The sequence below is a fragment of the Streptomyces sp. NPDC042002 genome (genome assembly GCF_055588305.1).
This window is the reverse complement of record NZ_JBVJCT010000012.1, coordinates 1-16352: the sequence shown is the minus strand read 5'-3', so window position 1 is coordinate 16352 and position 16352 is coordinate 1. Positions and strand designations below refer to the sequence as shown.

At 72.2% G+C, this 16352-nt stretch carries 18 protein-coding genes; 12 read left to right on the top strand and 6 right to left on the bottom strand.

Annotated features, from left to right (window positions below; genetic code table 11):
• The first annotated feature begins 103 nt into the window (after window positions 1–103).
• The 3 genes from ACZ6KY_RS19425 (at window position 104) to ACZ6KY_RS19415 (ending at window position 3277) form a co-directional block, all read left to right on the top strand.
• The gene (locus ACZ6KY_RS19425) at window positions 104–787 is read left to right on the top strand and encodes an HD domain-containing protein (protein ID WP_469311501.1); all 684 of its coding nucleotides are present in this window, start codon (window positions 104–106) and stop codon (window positions 785–787) included.
• A gap of 154 nt (window positions 788–941) precedes the next feature.
• The gene (locus ACZ6KY_RS19420) at window positions 942–2150 is read left to right on the top strand and encodes a Cmx/CmrA family chloramphenicol efflux MFS transporter (protein WP_469311675.1); all 1209 of its coding nucleotides are present in this window, start codon (window positions 942–944) and stop codon (window positions 2148–2150) included.
• A gap of 44 nt (window positions 2151–2194) precedes the next feature.
• Window positions 2195–3277, top strand: coding sequence for a GNAT family N-acetyltransferase (locus ACZ6KY_RS19415; RefSeq protein ID WP_469311674.1), 1083 nt, complete (start codon window positions 2195–2197; stop codon window positions 3275–3277).
• Window positions 3278–3428: 151 nt separating this feature from the next.
• Here the strand turns inward: ACZ6KY_RS19415 and ACZ6KY_RS19410 are convergent, their stop codons facing one another.
• On the bottom strand, window positions 3429–3692 hold the full coding sequence (locus tag ACZ6KY_RS19410; RefSeq protein ID WP_469311500.1) for a DUF4031 domain-containing protein: 264 nt from the start codon (window positions 3690–3692) through the stop codon (window positions 3429–3431).
• Window positions 3689–4084, bottom strand: coding sequence for a hypothetical protein (locus ACZ6KY_RS19405; protein WP_469311499.1), 396 nt, complete (start codon window positions 4082–4084; stop codon window positions 3689–3691). The genes ACZ6KY_RS19410 and ACZ6KY_RS19405 overlap by 4 nt, the downstream gene beginning before the upstream one ends.
• Before the next feature lie 56 nt (window positions 4085–4140).
• Between ACZ6KY_RS19405 and ACZ6KY_RS19400 the strand changes: the two genes are divergently transcribed.
• The 4 genes from ACZ6KY_RS19400 (at window position 4141) to ACZ6KY_RS19385 (ending at window position 8258) form a co-directional block, all read left to right on the top strand.
• Window positions 4141–5061: a MurR/RpiR family transcriptional regulator gene (locus ACZ6KY_RS19400; protein WP_469311498.1), complete on the top strand. Its 921-nt coding sequence runs from the start codon at window positions 4141–4143 to the stop codon at window positions 5059–5061.
• Window positions 5062–5219: 158 nt separating this feature from the next.
• Window positions 5220–6155 (top strand): N-acetylmuramic acid 6-phosphate etherase, encoded by a 936-nt coding sequence (murQ, locus tag ACZ6KY_RS19395; protein WP_469311497.1) that lies wholly within the window; start codon window positions 5220–5222, stop codon window positions 6153–6155.
• 16 nt (window positions 6156–6171) lie between these two features.
• The gene (locus tag ACZ6KY_RS19390; protein WP_469311496.1) at window positions 6172–7623 is read left to right on the top strand and encodes a PTS transporter subunit EIIC; all 1452 of its coding nucleotides are present in this window, start codon (window positions 6172–6174) and stop codon (window positions 7621–7623) included.
• 47 nt (window positions 7624–7670) lie between these two features.
• On the top strand, window positions 7671–8258 hold the full coding sequence (locus ACZ6KY_RS19385) for a hypothetical protein (RefSeq protein ID WP_469311495.1): 588 nt from the start codon (window positions 7671–7673) through the stop codon (window positions 8256–8258).
• 33 nt (window positions 8259–8291) lie between these two features.
• On the opposite strand, the gene ACZ6KY_RS19380 is transcribed toward ACZ6KY_RS19385, so the two are convergent.
• Window positions 8292–8492, bottom strand: a complete 201-nt coding sequence (locus ACZ6KY_RS19380; RefSeq protein ID WP_469311684.1) for a hypothetical protein — start codon at window positions 8490–8492, stop codon at window positions 8292–8294.
• The gene (locus ACZ6KY_RS19375; RefSeq protein WP_469311494.1) at window positions 8489–8719 is read right to left on the bottom strand and encodes a hypothetical protein; all 231 of its coding nucleotides are present in this window, start codon (window positions 8717–8719) and stop codon (window positions 8489–8491) included. The genes ACZ6KY_RS19380 and ACZ6KY_RS19375 overlap by 4 nt, the downstream gene beginning before the upstream one ends.
• A gap of 121 nt (window positions 8720–8840) precedes the next feature.
• Here ACZ6KY_RS19375 and ACZ6KY_RS19370 point away from each other — a divergent pair, with 121 nt between their 5' ends.
• From ACZ6KY_RS19370 to ACZ6KY_RS19360, 3 genes are all read left to right on the top strand, one after another.
• Window positions 8841–9683: a helix-turn-helix domain-containing protein gene (locus ACZ6KY_RS19370; RefSeq protein ID WP_469311493.1), complete on the top strand. Its 843-nt coding sequence runs from the start codon at window positions 8841–8843 to the stop codon at window positions 9681–9683.
• Window positions 9664–9930: a DUF397 domain-containing protein gene (locus ACZ6KY_RS19365; RefSeq protein WP_469311492.1), complete on the top strand. Its 267-nt coding sequence runs from the start codon at window positions 9664–9666 to the stop codon at window positions 9928–9930. The genes ACZ6KY_RS19370 and ACZ6KY_RS19365 overlap by 20 nt, the downstream gene beginning before the upstream one ends.
• A 221-nt stretch (window positions 9931–10151) precedes the next feature.
• On the top strand, window positions 10152–11030 hold the full coding sequence (locus ACZ6KY_RS19360; protein WP_469311491.1) for a hypothetical protein: 879 nt from the start codon (window positions 10152–10154) through the stop codon (window positions 11028–11030).
• A 31-nt stretch (window positions 11031–11061) separates the two neighbouring features.
• On the opposite strand, the gene ACZ6KY_RS19355 is transcribed toward ACZ6KY_RS19360, so the two are convergent.
• Complete coding sequence (locus ACZ6KY_RS19355) at window positions 11062–12183, bottom strand: NADH:flavin oxidoreductase (protein ID WP_469311490.1); 1122 nt, start codon at window positions 12181–12183, stop codon at window positions 11062–11064.
• Between the two features lie 251 nt (window positions 12184–12434).
• Between ACZ6KY_RS19355 and ACZ6KY_RS19350 the strand changes: the two genes are divergently transcribed.
• Both ACZ6KY_RS19350 and ACZ6KY_RS19345 read left to right on the top strand, forming a co-directional pair.
• Window positions 12435–12974, top strand: a complete 540-nt coding sequence (locus ACZ6KY_RS19350; protein WP_469311489.1) for an ArsR/SmtB family transcription factor — start codon at window positions 12435–12437, stop codon at window positions 12972–12974.
• Entirely contained in the window at window positions 12971–14257 is a 1287-nt protein-coding gene (locus ACZ6KY_RS19345) for an MFS transporter (protein ID WP_469311488.1), read from the top strand. Before ACZ6KY_RS19350 ends, ACZ6KY_RS19345 begins: the two co-directional genes overlap by 4 nt.
• A gap of 172 nt (window positions 14258–14429) precedes the next feature.
• Here ACZ6KY_RS19345 and groL read toward each other — a convergent pair whose 3' ends face one another.
• Complete coding sequence (gene groL, locus ACZ6KY_RS19340) at window positions 14430–16052, bottom strand: chaperonin GroEL (RefSeq protein WP_468821281.1); 1623 nt, start codon at window positions 16050–16052, stop codon at window positions 14430–14432.
• Window positions 16053–16352 lie beyond the last annotated feature (300 nt).

Sequence of the window (16352 nt, the reverse complement as noted above, 5' to 3'; positions counted from 1 at the left end):
CTACGGGCTACGGGCTACGGGCTACGGGCTACGGGCTACGGGCTACGGGCTACGGGCTACGGGCTACGGGCTACGGGCTACGGGCTACGGGGACAATGGCCTCATGGCAGCAGAGAGCAACCGCCACCCGGCCCACGCGGAACTGACGAAACGCTGGGCGGACACCGTGCTGGCCGCCCGCGACGGCCACGAGGGGTCCGGACCCGCGCCCGGGCCCTACGCGGCGAACCTCCTGGACCGCTGGGCCGAACCCCAGCGCCGGTACCACACCACCGGCCATCTCCTCGCGGTCCTCGACCGCGTCGACGTACTGGAGGCGCACGGGGAGCATGCCGCCGACCCGGCCGCCGTGCGGCTGGCGGCCTGGTTCCACGACGCCGTGTATCTGCCGGACCGCTCGGAGAACGAGGAGCGCTCGGCCCGGCTCGCCGAACGCGCCCTGGCCGAACTGGGCGTCGGCGCGGACCGCACGGCCGAGGTCGCCCGGCTCGTCCGGCTCACCGTCTCCCACGACCCGGCCGACGACGACACCAACGGCGCCGTCCTGTGCGACGCGGACCTGGCGGTCCTGGCGTCGCCCCCGGACGCGTACGCCGCCTACACCGCCGCCGTCCGCGAGGAGTACGCGTTCGTCCCCGACGACGCCTTCCGCGCGGGCCGGGCGGCCGTACTGCGTCAACTCCTGGACCTGCCCGGGCTGTTCAGGACCTCGTACGGGGAACGCGAGTGGTCGGGGCCGGCACGCCGGAACATGGGGGACGAACTGACGGCACTGACGGGGACCTGAGGACCGGTCCGGGCGAGAAAAGAAGTTCGACGGCAGGCTCCGGAACACGTACGAAGGAGGCATGCCCCCGAGCCCTGACCCCCGGAAGCCGGACATACCCGGCACCGCTTCCACCGTCGCTCCCACCATCACCCCGCCCGGCGACCGCCCCCGTATGCCCCTGTCCGTCTACATCCTCGCCCTGTCCGTCTTCGCCCTCGGTACCAGTGAGTTCATGCTGTCCGGGCTCCTGCCGCCCATCGCGGACGACATGGGCGTGACGATCCCGCAGGCGGGCCTGCTGATCTCGGCGTTCGCGATCGGCATGGTCGTGGGCGCGCCGCTGCTCGCCGTGGCCACGCTCCGCCTGCCCAGGCGGACCACCCTCGTCGCCCTGATCACGGTCTTCGGGCTCGGCCAGGTGGCGGGCGCCCTCGCGCCGGGCTACGCCGTGCTCTTCGCGTCCCGTGTCGTCAGCGCCCTGGCCTGCGCGGGTTTCTGGGCGGTCGGCGCGGCCGTGGCCATCGCGATGGTGCCGGTGACCTCACGGGCGCGGGCGCTGGCCGTGATGATCGGCGGCCTGTCGATCGCGAACGTGCTGGGCGTGCCCGCGGGCGCCTTCCTCGGCGAAGGGCTCGGCTGGCGGGCCGCGTTCTGGGCCGTCGGGGCGGCGTCCGCCGTCGCGCTCGTCGGCATCGTGACCCTCGTCCCGCCCATTCCGCCCCCTGCCGAGCGGCCGCGGCTCCGCAGGGAACTGCTCGTCTACCGTGACCGGCAGGTCTGGCTGTCCATCGGCACGATCGCGCTCACCGCGGCAGGTGTCTTCTGCGCGTTCAGCTATCTCGCCCCGCTGCTCACCGATGTCGCCCGCCTCGACAAGGGCTGGGTCCCGACCGTACTGGCGCTGTTCGGCGTGGGCGCGGTCATCGGGACGACGATCGGCGGCCGGTTCACCGACGCCCACCTGTTCGGGGTGCTGATCAGCGGCATGGTGGCGGACACCGTCGTCCTCGTCGCGTTCGCCCTCCTCGGGCGGTACGCCGTCGCCGCCGTCCTGCTCTCCTTCCTGCTCGGGGTCGCCTGCTTCAGCACCGCCCCCGCCCTGAACGCCCGGATGTTCGACGTCGCCGCGGCCGCCCCCACCCTGGCCGCCGCCACCACCACCGCGGCCTTCAACCTGGGCAACACCGCCGGTCCCTGGCTCGGCGGCACCGTCATCGACGCCGGGCTCGGCTACCCGGCCACCGCCTGGGCGGGCGCGGCGCTGAACGTGGCGGCCATCGGCCTGGCCGTCGTATCGCTGCGACCGCACCGCCGTACGCCGGGCTCAAGGGTCGTGGGCGAGGGGGGACCGGCGAAGAATCCCGTACGTTCCAAGGCGTGATCCGTCCTATTCTCGGCCGCATGGAAGACATGGGCGGGGACCGGGTGGAAGAAGCCGTCGCGAGCTGTGCCGCGCTGCTGCGGCCCGCGGCCGGGCGGGACTGGGACGGCGTACGGGCGGGACGGCTGGAGTGGAGCTGCCGGCTGACCGCCGAACACGTCGCCGGTGATCTCATCGCGTACGCCGGGCAGTTGGCCGGGCGGGCCACCACCGCGTACGTGCCGTTCGGCATCACGCTGGACGACGGCACCGGCAACGCGGGGGTCGTCGACGTGATCGAGGCGACCGGCGGGCTGCTCGCCGCCGCCGTCCGGACGACACCGCGCGAGGTGCGCGCCTTCCACCCGTACCCGTTCCGCAGCGCGAACCGCGAGGGCTTCGCCGCGATGGGGGTCACCGAGATCCTGCTGCACACGCACGACATCGCCGAGGGACTCGGCCTCCCGTACAGCCCGCCGGCCGAGCTGTGCGCCTGGGTCCTCACCCGGATCTTCCCGCACGTCCGGCCCGAACCCGACGCCCCGTGGAGCACGCTCCTGTGGGCCACCGGGCGCGGTGACCTGCCCGGCCGGGAACCGCTCGCCGAGTGGCGCTGGAGCAACAACCTGGTGATCGGGGCCGAGCGGCTCACCCTCCAGGGGGTCACCCCGGCAGCCGCCGCCGATCTGAACGCGGGCGGCACGGGCGGCTTCGACTGGATCGAGGGCGGCCCGTTCGAGGGCACACGGGACGCCGCGGGGATGATCGTCAGCGCGTACGAGGAGGGGGCGCACCGGCCGGAATGGGGGATGTTCGTCCTCGTACGGCGCGAGGACGGGCGGGCGGTCGGCGGGATCGGCTTCCACAGCGTGCCCGACGAGGAGGGACGCGCCGAGGTCGGCTACGACCTCGCGGAGAACGCCCGCGGCCGGGGCTACGCGACCGAGGCCCTGTGCGCCCTCTCCGAGCAGGCCCTCGCCCGCGACGACGTCAAGCTCCTGTTCGCCGCCATCGAGCAGGACAACGCCCCGTCCCAGCGGGTGATCGCCCGCGCCGGATTCACCCGCGTGAGCGAGGACTTGGAGAAGGCGGCCCGCGAACTGCACGGCCTGGACGGGTCATTGCGGCTGTACGCCCGCGAAAGCTGAGAGGGCGGGGGCCTGTTGACCGGGCGGCCGGGCCGGTTGGCCGGGGGCGGCCCGCCCTGCAACCCCCGGCGGGCGCAAGGTCGCGGGCGAGCGCGACAGCCCGGTGAGGGCCCCGCGAAGGCGCCCCCGAGAGCACCCGCGCCCCGCGCGGTCAGCCCGCGCGCTTGCGGCGGCGCAGTCCCGACCCGTGCAGCAGCCGTACGACCTCGCGGCTGCTGATTTCCACCGCTCCCGCGGCGACCGCGTCGGCGTAGCGGTGCGAGGGGATGTCGTAGTGGTCGCGCTCGAAGGCGCGCGGAGGCGCCCCCAACTCCTCGGCGAACGTGTGGAGTTCGTCGTACGAGACATCGCTGATCAGGTGGGACCACACCCGGCCGTGCCCCGGCCACGTGGGTGGATCGATGTAGACGGTCACGAGGGCGGGTTTCCGCCGGTCGCCGAGGCGAGGGAGCCCACCGGGGACACCTTCACGCCCGCCTGGTGGCACACCCAGTGCGGGTCGGGCCCCAACTCGGGCTCGACTTCGAGGGCGTGCGGGTCGCCTGCGGCGCACACCGGGCAGAGCGGCCACCGCCCGTACCGCTCCAGGAGCGCGTCCTGCACGTCCTGGGCGACGAGCCCGGCGACGAATCCGGCGCCCTCCGGCCACTGCTCGACCCACCAGCGGCGCTGCACCACGGAGTCCTCGACCAGGGAGACGACGTCCGCCTCGGCGACCCGGCCCGCGATCAGGTCGGCGAGCACACGGGCGCGCGCCGCGTGCAACGCCTGCTCCAGGGGGCTGAGGGGGCTGCCGGTGGGGTCCATGCCCCTATTGTGCGCACCCTTGACCGTCCACCCCAAAGGAAAATATCTTTCATGGTGTGACCCATGACGTGAAGGAAATTTTCGCGGGTGAGGCACCGCCCGCCCCCGCCGCCCTCGCGGCCAGGGTGCGCACCCTCGCGCCCTCGATGACACGCTCGATGCAGCGGGTCGCCGAGGCCGTCGCCGCCGACCCGGCCGGCTGCGCGGCCCTCACGGTCACCGGGCTCGCCGAGCTCACCGGCACCAGTGAGGCCACGGTCGTGCGCACGGCCCGCCTCCTCGGCTATCCCGGATACCGGGACCTGCGTCTCGCGCTCGCCGGGCTCGCCGCCCAGCAGCAGTCGGGCCGGGCCCCCGCCGTCACCGCCGACATCGCGGTCGACGACCCCATCGCCGACGTCGTGGCGAAGCTCGCGTACGACGAGCAGCAGACCCTCGCCGACACGGCCGCAGCGCTCGACACGGTCCAGCTCGGCCACGCCGTCGCCGCCATAGCCACCGCCCGCCGCGTCGACATCTACGGAGTCGGCGCGTCCGGTCTGGTCGCCCAGGATCTCCTGCAGAAGCTCATGCGGATCGGGCTCATAGCCCACGCGCACAGCGACCCGCACCTCGCGGTGACCAACGCGGTGCAGCTGCGCGCCAAGGACGTGGCGATAGCCATCACGCACTCCGGCTCGACCGGCGACGTCATCGAACCGCTCCGGGTCGCCTTCGAGCACGGGGCGACGACGGTGGCGATCACCGGCCGTCCGAGCGGACCGGTCGCGCAGTACGCCGACCACATCCTCACCACCTCGACCGCCCGCGAGAGCGAGCTGCGCCCGGCGGCCATGTCGTCGCGCACCAGCCAGCTCCTGGTGGTGGACTGTCTGTTCGTGGGGGTCGCCCAGCGCACCTACGAGACGGCGGCGCCCGCGCTGTCCGCCTCGTACGAGGCCCTGGCGCACCGCCACTCCCCGCGCGGCGGTCGCTAGCCGCACCGCGCCACAGACCGGGAACCTGATCCATCGGGGAGACCGCTGTCCCGTGGGTGGCTCGTCGCGCCCGCGCGGCGATGCCGCACGCCGTCCCCGGCCCGCGCCCCGCCCCCGGGGCGCGGTACGACACCTCACCGGAAAGAGCCGCTCCTCCCATGACCTCCATGCCCGACCACGGCGATCTTCGAGCAGAGTTGGAGACGCTGACCACCGAGGCGTTCCGCCCGGAACTGTCCGAGATCGACCGGTTGCCCACGCTGGAGATCGCGCGGCTCATGAACGGGGAGGACGCGACGGTGCCGACGGCCGTCGCCGCGCAGCTCCCGCTCATCGCCGCCGCGATCGACGACATCGCGGAGCGCATGTCCCGCGGCGGGCGCCTCATCTACGCGGGCGCCGGCACCGCGGGCCGCCTCGGTGTCCTGGACGCCTCCGAGTGCCCGCCCACCTTCAACACCGAGCCCTCCCAGGTCGTCGGCGTGATCGCGGGCGGCCCGACCGCCATGGTCACCTCGATCGAGGGCGCCGAGGACTCCCGGGAACTGGCGGCGGCCGACCTGGACGCGCTCGCCGTGACGGCCGACGACACGGTGGTCGGCGTCTCCGCGTCGGGCCGCACCCCGTACGCCGTGGGCGCGGTCGAGCACGCCCGCAAGCAGGGCGCGCTCACGGTCGGCCTGTCCTGCAACGCGCACAGCGCGCTCGCGGCCGCCGCCGCCCACGGCATCGAGGTCGTCGTCGGCCCCGAACTGCTCACCGGCTCCACCCGCCTGAAGTCGGGCACCGCGCAGAAGCTCGTCCTCAACATGCTCTCGACGATCACGATGATCCGGCTCGGCAAGACGTACGGGAACCTGATGGTCGACGTCCGCGCCTCGAACGAGAAGCTGCGGGCCCGCTCCCGCCGGATCGTCGCGCTCGCCACCGGAGCCTCCGACGAGGAGATCGAACACGCGCTCGCCGCCACGGACGGCGAGGTGAAGAACGCCATCCTGACCGTCCTCGGCGGCGTGGACGGGCCCACCGCCGCCCGCCTTCTGGAGGAGTCCGAGGGCCATCTGCGCGCCGCGCTGGCGAAGGCGTCCGGCTGACCAGCACGCTCGGGGAGTGCGCACACCGGGCTCCACCACAGCAGCGGCGCTCCTCCCCCTCGTGGGCGGCCCCGCGAACGTCCTCACCGTCGCCCACTGCATGACCCGGCTCCGGCTCGGCCTGCGGGACCGGAACCTGGTGGACGAGGAGGGCCTGCGGGCCCTGCCCGCCGTCCTCGGCCTGGTCGCGGACGGCGACACCTGCCAGATCGTGCTGGGCCCCGGCACGGTCGCCCGCGTCACGCCCGAGTTCGAGGCGCTGCTGACGACCACGGCCGACCGGCTCGCCCCGCACGACGCCGAAACCACCACGGCCGACCGGCTCGCCCTGCGCGGCGCCGAACTGAAGGCCGCCAGGACCCGCCGCAACGCCACCCCCCTCAAACTGCTCCTGCGGCGGATCGCCGACATCTTCGTGCCGCTGATCCCCGGCCTGATCGGCTGCGGGGTGATCGCGGGCCTCAACGGCCTGCTGGTCAACCTCGGCGTGCTGCCGGGTCTCACCCCCGCCCTGACCGCCATCGCCGCCGGATTCATGGCGCTCATCGCCGTCTTCGTCGGCTACAACACGGCCAAGGAGTTCGGCGGCACCCCGATCCTGGGCGGCGCGGTGGCCTCGGTGATCGTGTACGCGGGGGTCGCCAAGGTGACGGTCCTCGGCGTGACGCTCGCCCCCGGCCAGGGCGGCGTCCTGGGCGCCCTGGCCGCCGCCCTGCTCGGAACGTACGTGGAGAAGTGGTGCCGCCGCTGGGTCCCGCCCACCCTGGACGTCCTGGTCACCCCCACCCTCACGGTGCTCCTGACCGGCCTGGTCACGCTGTACGCGCTGATGTACGCGGCCGGTGCGCTCTCCTCCGCCATCGGCACGGCCGCCGCCTGGCTGCTCTCCACCACCGGCGCCTTCGCCGGGCTGGTACTCGGCGCCCTGTTCCTGCCTCTGGTGATGCTGGGCCTGCACCAGGCCCTCATCCCCATCCACACCACGCTCATCGAGCAGCAGGGCTACACCGTCCTGCTGCCCGTCCTGGCCATGGCGGGCGCCGGCCAGGTCGGCGCCGCCCTCGCCGTGTACGTCCGGCTGCGCCACGACACCTCGCTGCGTACGACGATCAGATCGGCGCTCCCGGCCGGACTCCTCGGCGTCGGCGAACCCCTGATCTACGGCGTCTCGCTCCCCCTCGGCCGCCCCTTCGTCACCGCCTGCGCGGGCGGCGCGGCGGGCGGCGCCTTCATCGGCTTCTTCTCGATGCTGGGCGACCGGGTCGGCTCGACGGCCATCGGCCCCTCGGGCCTGGCCCTGTTCCCGCTGCTGTCCGGCAACCGGAGCCTCGCCCTGACCGCGGCGATCTACGCGGGCGGCCTGCTCACCGGGTACGCCGTCGGGTTCGCGGCCACCTATTTCTTCGGCCTCGGCGGCGTGACACCGGCACCCCGGGCGGAACAGGCCGCGGAACAGGCCACCGTTTAGGACCTTGTCCCAGCCGCACTGTCGGTGGCGCGTGCGAGGCTGGGCCCATGAACCACGCACAGCTGACCGCCCTCGGCCGCGCCCTGCGGCTGCTCGGGGAGCACGGTGACGCACTGAACACCGACACCCCCGACGCCAAGCTGCACGAGGTCAAGGCGGACCTGAAGCGGGCCCTGGACCTGCTCGACGACACGGTGACGACGGCGGCGCCGACCACCCGCTGCTCCGAGCATCCGACCGGCCCGGTGGACGAGAGCGCCCCGGACCGCTGCCTGCTCTGCGAGACCCGCCGCCGCACCGCCCGCCGCACCGAGGTGAACGACGCGTACGGGCACGGCCGGGCGCCCGCCCCCGACGAGCTGCCCGACCGCACGATGACCCGCTACGGAGTCCGCGCCGACCGCCCGCAGCCCCAGCAGCGCTGGCTCCCGGAGGTCTGGAGCGGCCAGGAGTGGCACCTGTGCGGCACCCCCCGGCGCGACCGCCAGGAAGCCGAGCGCTACCTCGCCGCCGAGCGCCGGACCCCCCGCCCCGGCATGGCCTACCGCCTCGTCCACGAGTTCACCGACTACGAGGTACTCCGCATCTGGGGCACGCCGGTGAAGGTGGACATCGAGCCGATGGGGAATCTGTAGGCGAGCGGTCCCGCCCCTCTCCCGGGCGCGGGGTCACGGCAGGCGCGCCTCCGCGTTGAGCCGCCGGACCCGCGCCCGCAGCACCTCCCCCGGCGGCGCCTCCCCGAGGGCGTCCTCGGGACAGTCCCACTCGCAACCGCCGCCGGGCGGCCGCAGTTGTACGAGTCCGCCCTCGCGCCCCATCACCTGCCCGAGCCGCCCGTCCCGAACGTCGACGGCGTACTCCGCGCTCACGCCTCACCGCGGCCGTCACGAACGCCGCACTCGCGCAGCACGGCGGTCAGCTTCTGGGCGGTGCCCACGTTGCAGCGGCCGAGCGCGACCAGGGCGAACGGCTCGTCGCTCGCGCCGGTCACCGGATCGACCCGCAGCGACGGCAGCACCACGCCGACCCCGGTCAGTGCCGCCCGCAGCTCCTCGACGATCTCCTCCGTCGGCCGCACGCGCTTACTCGACGTCATCTCCATCGCACCGCACCTTCCACGCTGAGTGTCCGTATTCACCACCCAGCGTGGCCATCACCCCTCTAACCTGGGAAGAGTCGGCGCTCCAACAACCCCACCTGTGTGACAGGGAGTCGCCATGCCCGGACCCAAGGACCTCGACCCGTCCTCCTCACCCCGCGCCATGATCGGCGCGGAGTTGCGGCACGCCCGCGAGAACGCCGGCCTCAGCCAGGCCGAACTGGGCGAACCCCTCTTCGTCAGCGGTTCGTTCGTCGGCCAACTGGAGTCGGGGACACGGCGGTTGCAGCTTGAGTACGCCGTCCAGATAGACGAGATCCTGGGGACGAACGGGTTCTTCACCCGTAACTGCGCCGCCCTCGCCAAGTCGAGGTACCCGGACCACTTCGCCGAGGCGGCGGAGGCGGAGGCGATCGCGACGGCGATCAAGCACTATCTCCCGCTGCTCATCCCCGGCTTGTTGCAGACTCCGGCGTACGCCGCGGACCTGTTCCGCATCTATCGGCCGACCGTCCCCGACACCGAGATCGATGACCTGGTGGCGACCCGCATGGAACGCGCCCGCCTCCTTGACGATCCAACAACCCCGTTGTTGTGGGTGGTTCTGGACGAGGCCGCGCTCCGCCGACCGGTCGGCGGAGCCGCGACGATGGCAGAGGCTCTTCGCCATTTGGCCGACCTGGCGCACCGCCGCCGGATCATCATGCAGATGCTGACGTTCGACGCCGGTACACATGCCGCGATGGGCGGCTCGTTGAAGCTCATGGAGTTCATGGACGCGCCCCCGCTGTGCTTCGTCGAGGGGGTGGACATGGGGAAGCTGGTGGACGACCCGGCCACGGTCGCCCGGCACAGTCTCACCTTCAACCTCATTCAGGCGGCGGCACTCGCGCCAAAGGCCTCCCTGTCCCTGGTCGAGTCCGTGGCGCATGATTACGAACATGGAGAACAACACCCATGAGTACGAACTGAGTTCGGTCACCTGGTACCGGTCCAACTACAGCGACGCCAGCGGCGGCAACTGCCTGGAGGTCGCTCGCTGGCGCAAGTCGACGTACAGCGCCGGTGACGGCGGCGACTGCCTCGAAGTCGCCGACGGTCACCCCACCCTCGTCCCCGTGCGGGACTCCAAGAACCCCGCCGGGCCCCGGCTGACGTTCCGGGCCCAGGCGTGGGCGGCCTTCCTCGAAGGGGTCAAGGCCCAGTAGCCCCAGGTCCGAAGCTCAAGTACCGAACTCCGAGCGCTCTCAACAAGGAATGGGCGGTGGGCCCAACCCGCCCACCCACCCTGGAGAGTTGACTTCTCGCGACCGACTTGCCACGCACAGTCACCAGGCTCTAGCGTGCCCACAGAACGAACAACCCCCGCCAGGTGCGCCAACACCTGCGGGGGTTTGACCAACGAGATCCGACGAATGAGGTCGATCCCATGGCTGACGCCAACTTTAGTGCCGCGCCCCGCTCCGCGCACGCCTTCCCGCACCCGATGGCCAATCCCGGCTACGGCAAGCGCAGCGCACCGGGGCAACGCCCCCGCGCGAGCGACGACTTCGCGCACCTCCCGCCGCGGGAGGCGGCGATCGCCGCGTATGTCGACCGGCTCTCCGACGGGGCCGACATCTCCGTGAAAACGCTGGCCAAGGAGCTGCCGTACGGGCAGTGCGCGCTGCGTACCGCGCTCAACAACCTGACCCGGGCGGGCCACTTGCGCCGTGGACGCGAACATCTGGCCGGTTCGGGAAGCTCTCGCTGGGTCACTCGATCGTGGTTCACCCGAACGGCGCGCGACGACGGCTGGTGGGCGGGGTTCAGCCGCGGCGACATCCCGGAGGAACCCCCGGACCGGCGGTCCGCCCCCACCCGCTCCCGCGCCCACATCCTGCTGGCGGCACTGGGCCGTACGACCCCGGTCCTGTCCCTGTCGGCCAGGGACTGCGCGGACCTCGCGCCCCTGCTGACCGAGTGGTTCGTGCGGGGCGCCACCGACGAACAGGTGATCCGGGCCCTCACCGCGGGACTCCCCGTCCCCGTCCACAGTCCGGCCGCCCTCGTGCGGCAGCGCCTGACCAGCAAACTCCCGCCGGAACCCGTACCGGACACCCCGTCTCGCCCACCCCTGCGCGCCCTGGAATGCGCGAAGTGCGGGACCCCGGGGCCTCCGGAGGCGCTGCCCGGCGGTGTCTGCGGGCCGTGCCGGGGCGAGACCGCCCCACGGTTCACCGGCCCGCTCACCTCCACCGCGGTCCACGCCCACGCCGCCGCCGCGCGTGCGGCGATGGCCGACCGGCGGGAGCGGCCGCGCGTGTGACAGCTCCCGTCGGTCCGGCCCCCACGCCGGGTCAGCTCAGCGAACCGAGCGCCGCCGCGTCGTACGGGGCCAGGTCGTCGAAGCGGCCGGCCAGGACCTTCGCGGCCCACTCGGGGTCCTGGAGCAGCGCGCGGCCGACGGCGACGAGGTCGAACTCGTCGCGCTCCATGCGGTCGAGGAGGTCGTCGATGCCCTTGACCGGGGAGCCCTCGCCCGCGAAGGCCTTGATGAAGTCGCCGTCCAGGCCGACCGAGCCGACGGTGATGGTGGGCTTGCCCGTCAGCTTCTTCGTCCAGCCGGCGAGGTTGAGGTCGGAACCGTCGAACTCGGGCACCCAGTAGCGGCGCGTGGAGGCGTGGAAGGAGTCCACACCGGCCGCGGCGAGCGGGGCGAGGATCGCCTCCAGTTCCTCCGGGGTCTCGGCGAGCCGGGCGTCGTAGGCCTGCTGCTTCCACTGCGAGTAGCGGAAGAGGACGGGGAACTCGGGCGAGACCGCGGCGCGCACCGCGGCGACGATCTCCGCCGAGAACTTCGTACGGGCCACCGGGTCGCCGCCGTACGCGTCCTCGCGGCGGTTGGTGCCCGCCCAGTGGAACTGGTCGAGCAGGTAGCCGTGGGCGCCGTGCAGTTCGACACCGTCGAAGCCGATGCGCTCGGCGTCCGCGGCGGCCTTGGCGAACGCCTCGATGACGTCGTCGAGGTCCTGCTGGGTCATGCTCTCGCCGGTGACCTCGGCGCCCTCCTTGTAGAGGCCGGAGGGGCCGACGGGCGGAGCGTCCGCGAAGGGCGGCTCGCCCGCCTTGCGGACCATGCCGATGTGCCAGAGCTGCGGGACGATCGTGCCGCCCGCCGCGTGCACGGCGTCGGCGACCTTCGTCCACCCGGCGAGCTGGTCCTCCCCGTGGAAGCGCGGCACCGCGTCGCTCTGTCCGGCCGAGTCGTGGCCGACGTAGGTGCCCTCGGTGACGATCAGGCCCACGCCCGCGGCGGCGCGGCGGGAGTAGTAGCCGACCACGTCCTCACCCGGTACACCGCCCGGCGAGAACATCCGGGTCATCGGCGCCATGACGATCCGGTTCGGGACGGTCAGGCCGTTCAGGGAAACGGGGCGGGAAAGGATCTCGGCTGCGCGGGACGCGGCGTCAGCGGTCACGTGGGGGCTCCTCGAACAGGTGGTCGGTATGACGTCGAGTGGTCGGCGAGGCAGGAGATTCCGTGCGGTATGTGCACATGCATCGACTGCTCTTCAGCGTCAACCGCGACACCGGACACGGCATTCCACCGAGCCGAGATCCGTCGCTGTGATCCGGACCACGCCCGCGGGGACCGGGTAACGGGTGGCCGGTTCCGGAAGGCCGAAAAACCCCCTTGCCCAATGGTCAAGAAGTGTTGACCATTGGAGGCATGCCTACCGACGATCTCCCCGAGACGTTCCACGTCACCACTGACGACCAGCTACGCGCCGTCTCCAACCTCACGCGTCACCGGATCATGGCCGTGCTCCGCTTCGAACCCGCGACGATCACGCAGATCGCCGAGCGAGTGGGCGTCGCGAAGGGGAGTTCCAGCTACCACGTACGGCTGCTGGAGCGGGCCGGCCTGGTGAAGGTGGTGCGAACGCGGAAGGTCCGGGGGGTCACCGAGCGGTACTACGCCATGGCCGCGCGGTCGATCGTGCTGCCGGATCCGGGCGAGGGAGGCCCGGACGTGCTGATGCGGCACGCGGTGGCGGACCTGGAGGCGTCGCCGGTGGACGGCGAGCGGCACGTAGGGATGGCGCATCTGCGGCTCACCGACGAGCAGTTCGCGGAGCTGGGGGCGCGGCTACAGGCACTGGCGATCGAGTACCGGGAGCTGTCCGACCCGTCGCTGCCGGACACGTCACTCGTCTTCGCACTGTTCCACCCGACATCGCGCGAGCAGGCCGAAGGGGACGCCAAGTGACCTCAGACATAAGGAAGTTACCGACCGGGTTCGAACGGCTGTGGACCGCGCAGACGGTGTCCTCGCTCGGTGACGGGGTGTCGCATGCCGCGCTGCCGCTGCTCGCGTTGACGTTGACGCGGGATCCGATGGCGCTCGCCGTCGTCACGGCCGCCGGAACGCTGCCCTGGCTGCTCTTCGGGGTGCTCGGCGGCGCGCTGGTGGACCGCTGGGACCGTCGGCGCACGATGTGGGTCATGGACGCGGCGCGTGCGGTGCTGCTCGCGATACCGGCGGCGGCGGCCGCGCTCGACGTGCTGAGCATTCCCCTGCTCGCGGCCGTCGCCTTCCTGCTCGGCCTCGGCGGACTCTTCTTCGACACGGCCGCCACGGCCTATCTGCCGGATCTGCTCGGCCGCGACCCCGCGCTCCTGGAGCGCGCCAACGCCCGCCTGCGCGGCGCCCAGACCGCCGCGTCCGGCTTCGCGGGGCCGCCCGCGGGCAGTGCCCTGCTCGCGCTCGGGCGGGCGGTTCCGCTGCTCGCCGACGCGGTGTCGTTCACGCTCTCCGCACTGCTCGTACGGTCGCTGCCTGCCGCACCCCGGCCCGTACCGCAGGCCCGTGAGTCGCTGCTGCGGCAGGCGCGGGCCGGCGCCTCGTACGTATTCCGGGATCAGTTACTGCTCGGGCTCGCGCTGCGTCCGGCGGTCGGGAACATCGCCTTCCTCGCCGTGGAGACCGTACTCGCCCTCTTCGCGCACGATCGTCTCGGCATCGACACCTTCGGCTTCGGCCTGCTCCTCACGGCGGAGGCCACCGGCGGCCTGCTCGGCGCGGGCATCGCCTCCTTCCTCGGCCGACGACTCGGCACCGGCACCGCGCTCACCTGCACGGCCGCGGTCGAGGGACTCGCCATCCTGGGCCTTGCCGTGGCCCCGAACCCGTACGTCGCCGGCCTCGCGCTCGCCGTCTGCGGAGCGGGCATGGGCGCCACGATGGTGCTCGGCCCCTCCCTCCGGCAGGCGGTCGTCCCCGCCCACCTGATGGGCCGGGTCGCCTCCACCTCCCGCATGCTCGCCATGTGCGCCGCCCCGTTCGGCGCCTTCCTCGGCGGCTGGCTGGCCACCACCTACGACGTACGCACCCCGCTCTACACCGCCGCCGGCCTCCTCCTCACCATGACCGCCGTCACGTCGACCATGACCGGCAACCGCCAGGTCGAGGCGGCGCTGCGTGCCGCCGCCCCGACCGATGATCCAGATCACCCGGAATCCCGGGCCCCTGTTCAGGAGGGTGCCCTTTAGGGCTCCGCGAGGCCGTTGAGCCGGCGCTGAGCCCGGAAGGGGCGCAGGCCCTGACCGGGTCCGCCGGCCTCGATGGGGATCAGGAGGCTCGGGGAAACGCCCGAGGGCGGCACCCTCCCTCGCGGGAAGGTGCCGCCCTCGGAACGTCAGGACGATGATCGACCGGGGTCGATCAGAAGTCCATGTCACCGCCCGGCATGCCGCCGCCGGCCGGGGCCGAGGCCTTCTCCGGCTTGTCGGCGATGACGGCCTCGGTGGTGAGGAACAGCGCGGCGATGGAGGCGGCGTTCTGCAGAGCAGAGCGGGTCACCTTCGCCGGGTCGATGATGCCTTCGGCGATCATGTCGACGTACTCACCGGTCGCGGCGTTCAGGCCGTGACCGACGGGCAGGTTGCGCACCTTCTCGACGATGACGCCACCCTCGAGACCACCGTTGACGGCGATCTGCTTGAGCGGGGCCTCCAGGGCGAGACGCACGGCGTTGGCGCCGGTCGCCTCGTCACCCGTGAGCTCAAGCTTCTCGAAGACCGAGGAAGCCTGGAGCAGGGCCACGCCACCACCGGCGACGATGCCCTCCTCGACGGCCGCCTTCGCGTTGCGAACGGCGTCCTCGATGCGGTGCTTGCGCTCCTTGAGCTCGACCTCGGTGGCGGCACCGGCCTTGATGACGGCCACGCCGCCGGCCAGCTTCGCCAGGCGCTCCTGGAGCTTCTCGCGGTCGTAGTCCGAGTCCGAGTTCTCGATCTCGGCACGGATCTGGTTGACCCGGCCGGCGACCTGGTCGGCAGAGCCGGAGCCGTCGACGATCGTGGTCTCGTCCTTGGTGATGACGACCTTGCGGGCACGGCCCAGCAGGTCCAGACCCGCGTTCTCCAGCTTGAGGCCGACCTCCTCGGAGATGACCTCGCCGCCCGTGAGGATGGCGATGTCGCCGAGCATGGCCTTGCGACGGTCACCGAAGCCCGGGGCCTTGACGGCGACGGACTTGAAGGTGCCACGGATCTTGTTGACGACCAGGGTCGACAGGGCCTCGCCCTCGACGTCCTCGGCGATGATCAGCAGCGGCTTGCCGCCCTGCATGACCTTCTCGAGGAGCGGGAGCAGGTCCTTGACGTTCGCGATCTTGGAGTTCGCGATCAGGATGTACGGGTCGTCGAGAACGGCCTCCATACGCTCCATGTCGGTGGCGAAGTACGCCGAGATGTAGCCCTTGTCGAAGCGCATACCCTCGGTGAGCTCCAGCTCCAGACCGAAGGTCTGGGACTCCTCGACGGTGATGACGCCTTCCTTGCCGACCTTGTCCATCGCCTCGGCGATGAGCTCGCCGATCTGGGTGTCGGCGGCGGAGATGGAGGCCGTGGAGGCGATCTGCTCCTTGGTCTCGACATCCTTGGCCTGCTCGAGGAGGGCACCGGAGACGGCCTCGACGGCCTTCTCGATACCGCGCTTGAGAGCCATCGGGTTGGCGCCGGCGGCGACGTTGCGCAGACCCTCGCGCACGAGCGCCTGGGCCAGCACGGTCGCCGTGGTCGTACCGTCGCCGGCGACGTCGTCCGTCTTCTTGGCGACTTCCTTGACCAGCTCGGCGCCGATCTTCTCGTACGGGTCCTCGAGCTCGATCTCCTTGGCGATGGAAACACCATCGTTGGTGATCGTGGGCGCGCCCCACTTCTTCTCGAGGACGACGTTGCGGCCCTTGGGGCCGAGGGTGACCTTGACGGCGTCGGCGAGCTGGTTCATCCCGCGCTCGAGACCGCGCCGTGCCTCCTCGTCGAACGCGATGATCTTGGCCATGTGAAGTGGTCCTCCCGGACGGGGTGGATTTCTCCGGATCGTGCCCGCGCCCGCGACGGACGGCCTGCGAGCCTTGTGGTTCCTTGCCCCACAGGCCCGCGGGCCTCACTGGCCCGATCCAAGTTCTGTCACTCTCACTGGGAGAGTGCTAACGCCAATGATTAGCACTCGACCCCTGCGAGTGCAAGCGCCTCTCCCGAAAACGGGCCCGGGGGGGGGGGGGGGGGGGGGGGGGGGGGGGGGGGGGGGGGGGGGTGAGGAGGAGGGGGAGGGGGGGGGGGGGGGGGGGGTGGGGGGGAG

Bases quoted from the DNA above. Each gene is read 5' to 3' on its own strand.
- ACZ6KY_RS19425 (WP_469311501.1), top strand. From the start codon at position 104: ATGGCAGCAGAGAGCAACCGCCACCCGGCCCACGCGGAACTGACGAAA.
- ACZ6KY_RS19420 (WP_469311675.1), top strand. From the start codon at position 942: ATGCCCCTGTCCGTCTACATCCTCGCCCTGTCCGTCTTCGCCCTCGGT.
- ACZ6KY_RS19405 (WP_469311499.1), bottom strand. From the start codon at position 4,084: ATGGACCCCACCGGCAGCCCCCTCAGCCCCCTGGAGCAGGCGTTGCAC.
- murQ (WP_469311497.1), top strand. From the start codon at position 5,220: ATGACCTCCATGCCCGACCACGGCGATCTTCGAGCAGAGTTGGAGACG.
- ACZ6KY_RS19385 (WP_469311495.1), top strand. From the start codon at position 7,671: ATGAACCACGCACAGCTGACCGCCCTCGGCCGCGCCCTGCGGCTGCTC.
- ACZ6KY_RS19375 (WP_469311494.1), bottom strand. From the start codon at position 8,719: ATGACGTCGAGTAAGCGCGTGCGGCCGACGGAGGAGATCGTCGAGGAG.
- ACZ6KY_RS19370 (WP_469311493.1), top strand. From the start codon at position 8,841: ATGCCCGGACCCAAGGACCTCGACCCGTCCTCCTCACCCCGCGCCATG.
- ACZ6KY_RS19365 (WP_469311492.1), top strand. From the start codon at position 9,664: ATGGAGAACAACACCCATGAGTACGAACTGAGTTCGGTCACCTGGTAC.
- ACZ6KY_RS19360 (WP_469311491.1), top strand. From the start codon at position 10,152: ATGGCTGACGCCAACTTTAGTGCCGCGCCCCGCTCCGCGCACGCCTTC.
- ACZ6KY_RS19350 (WP_469311489.1), top strand. From the start codon at position 12,435: ATGCCTACCGACGATCTCCCCGAGACGTTCCACGTCACCACTGACGAC.
- groL (WP_468821281.1), bottom strand. From the start codon at position 16,052: ATGGCCAAGATCATCGCGTTCGACGAGGAGGCACGGCGCGGTCTCGAG.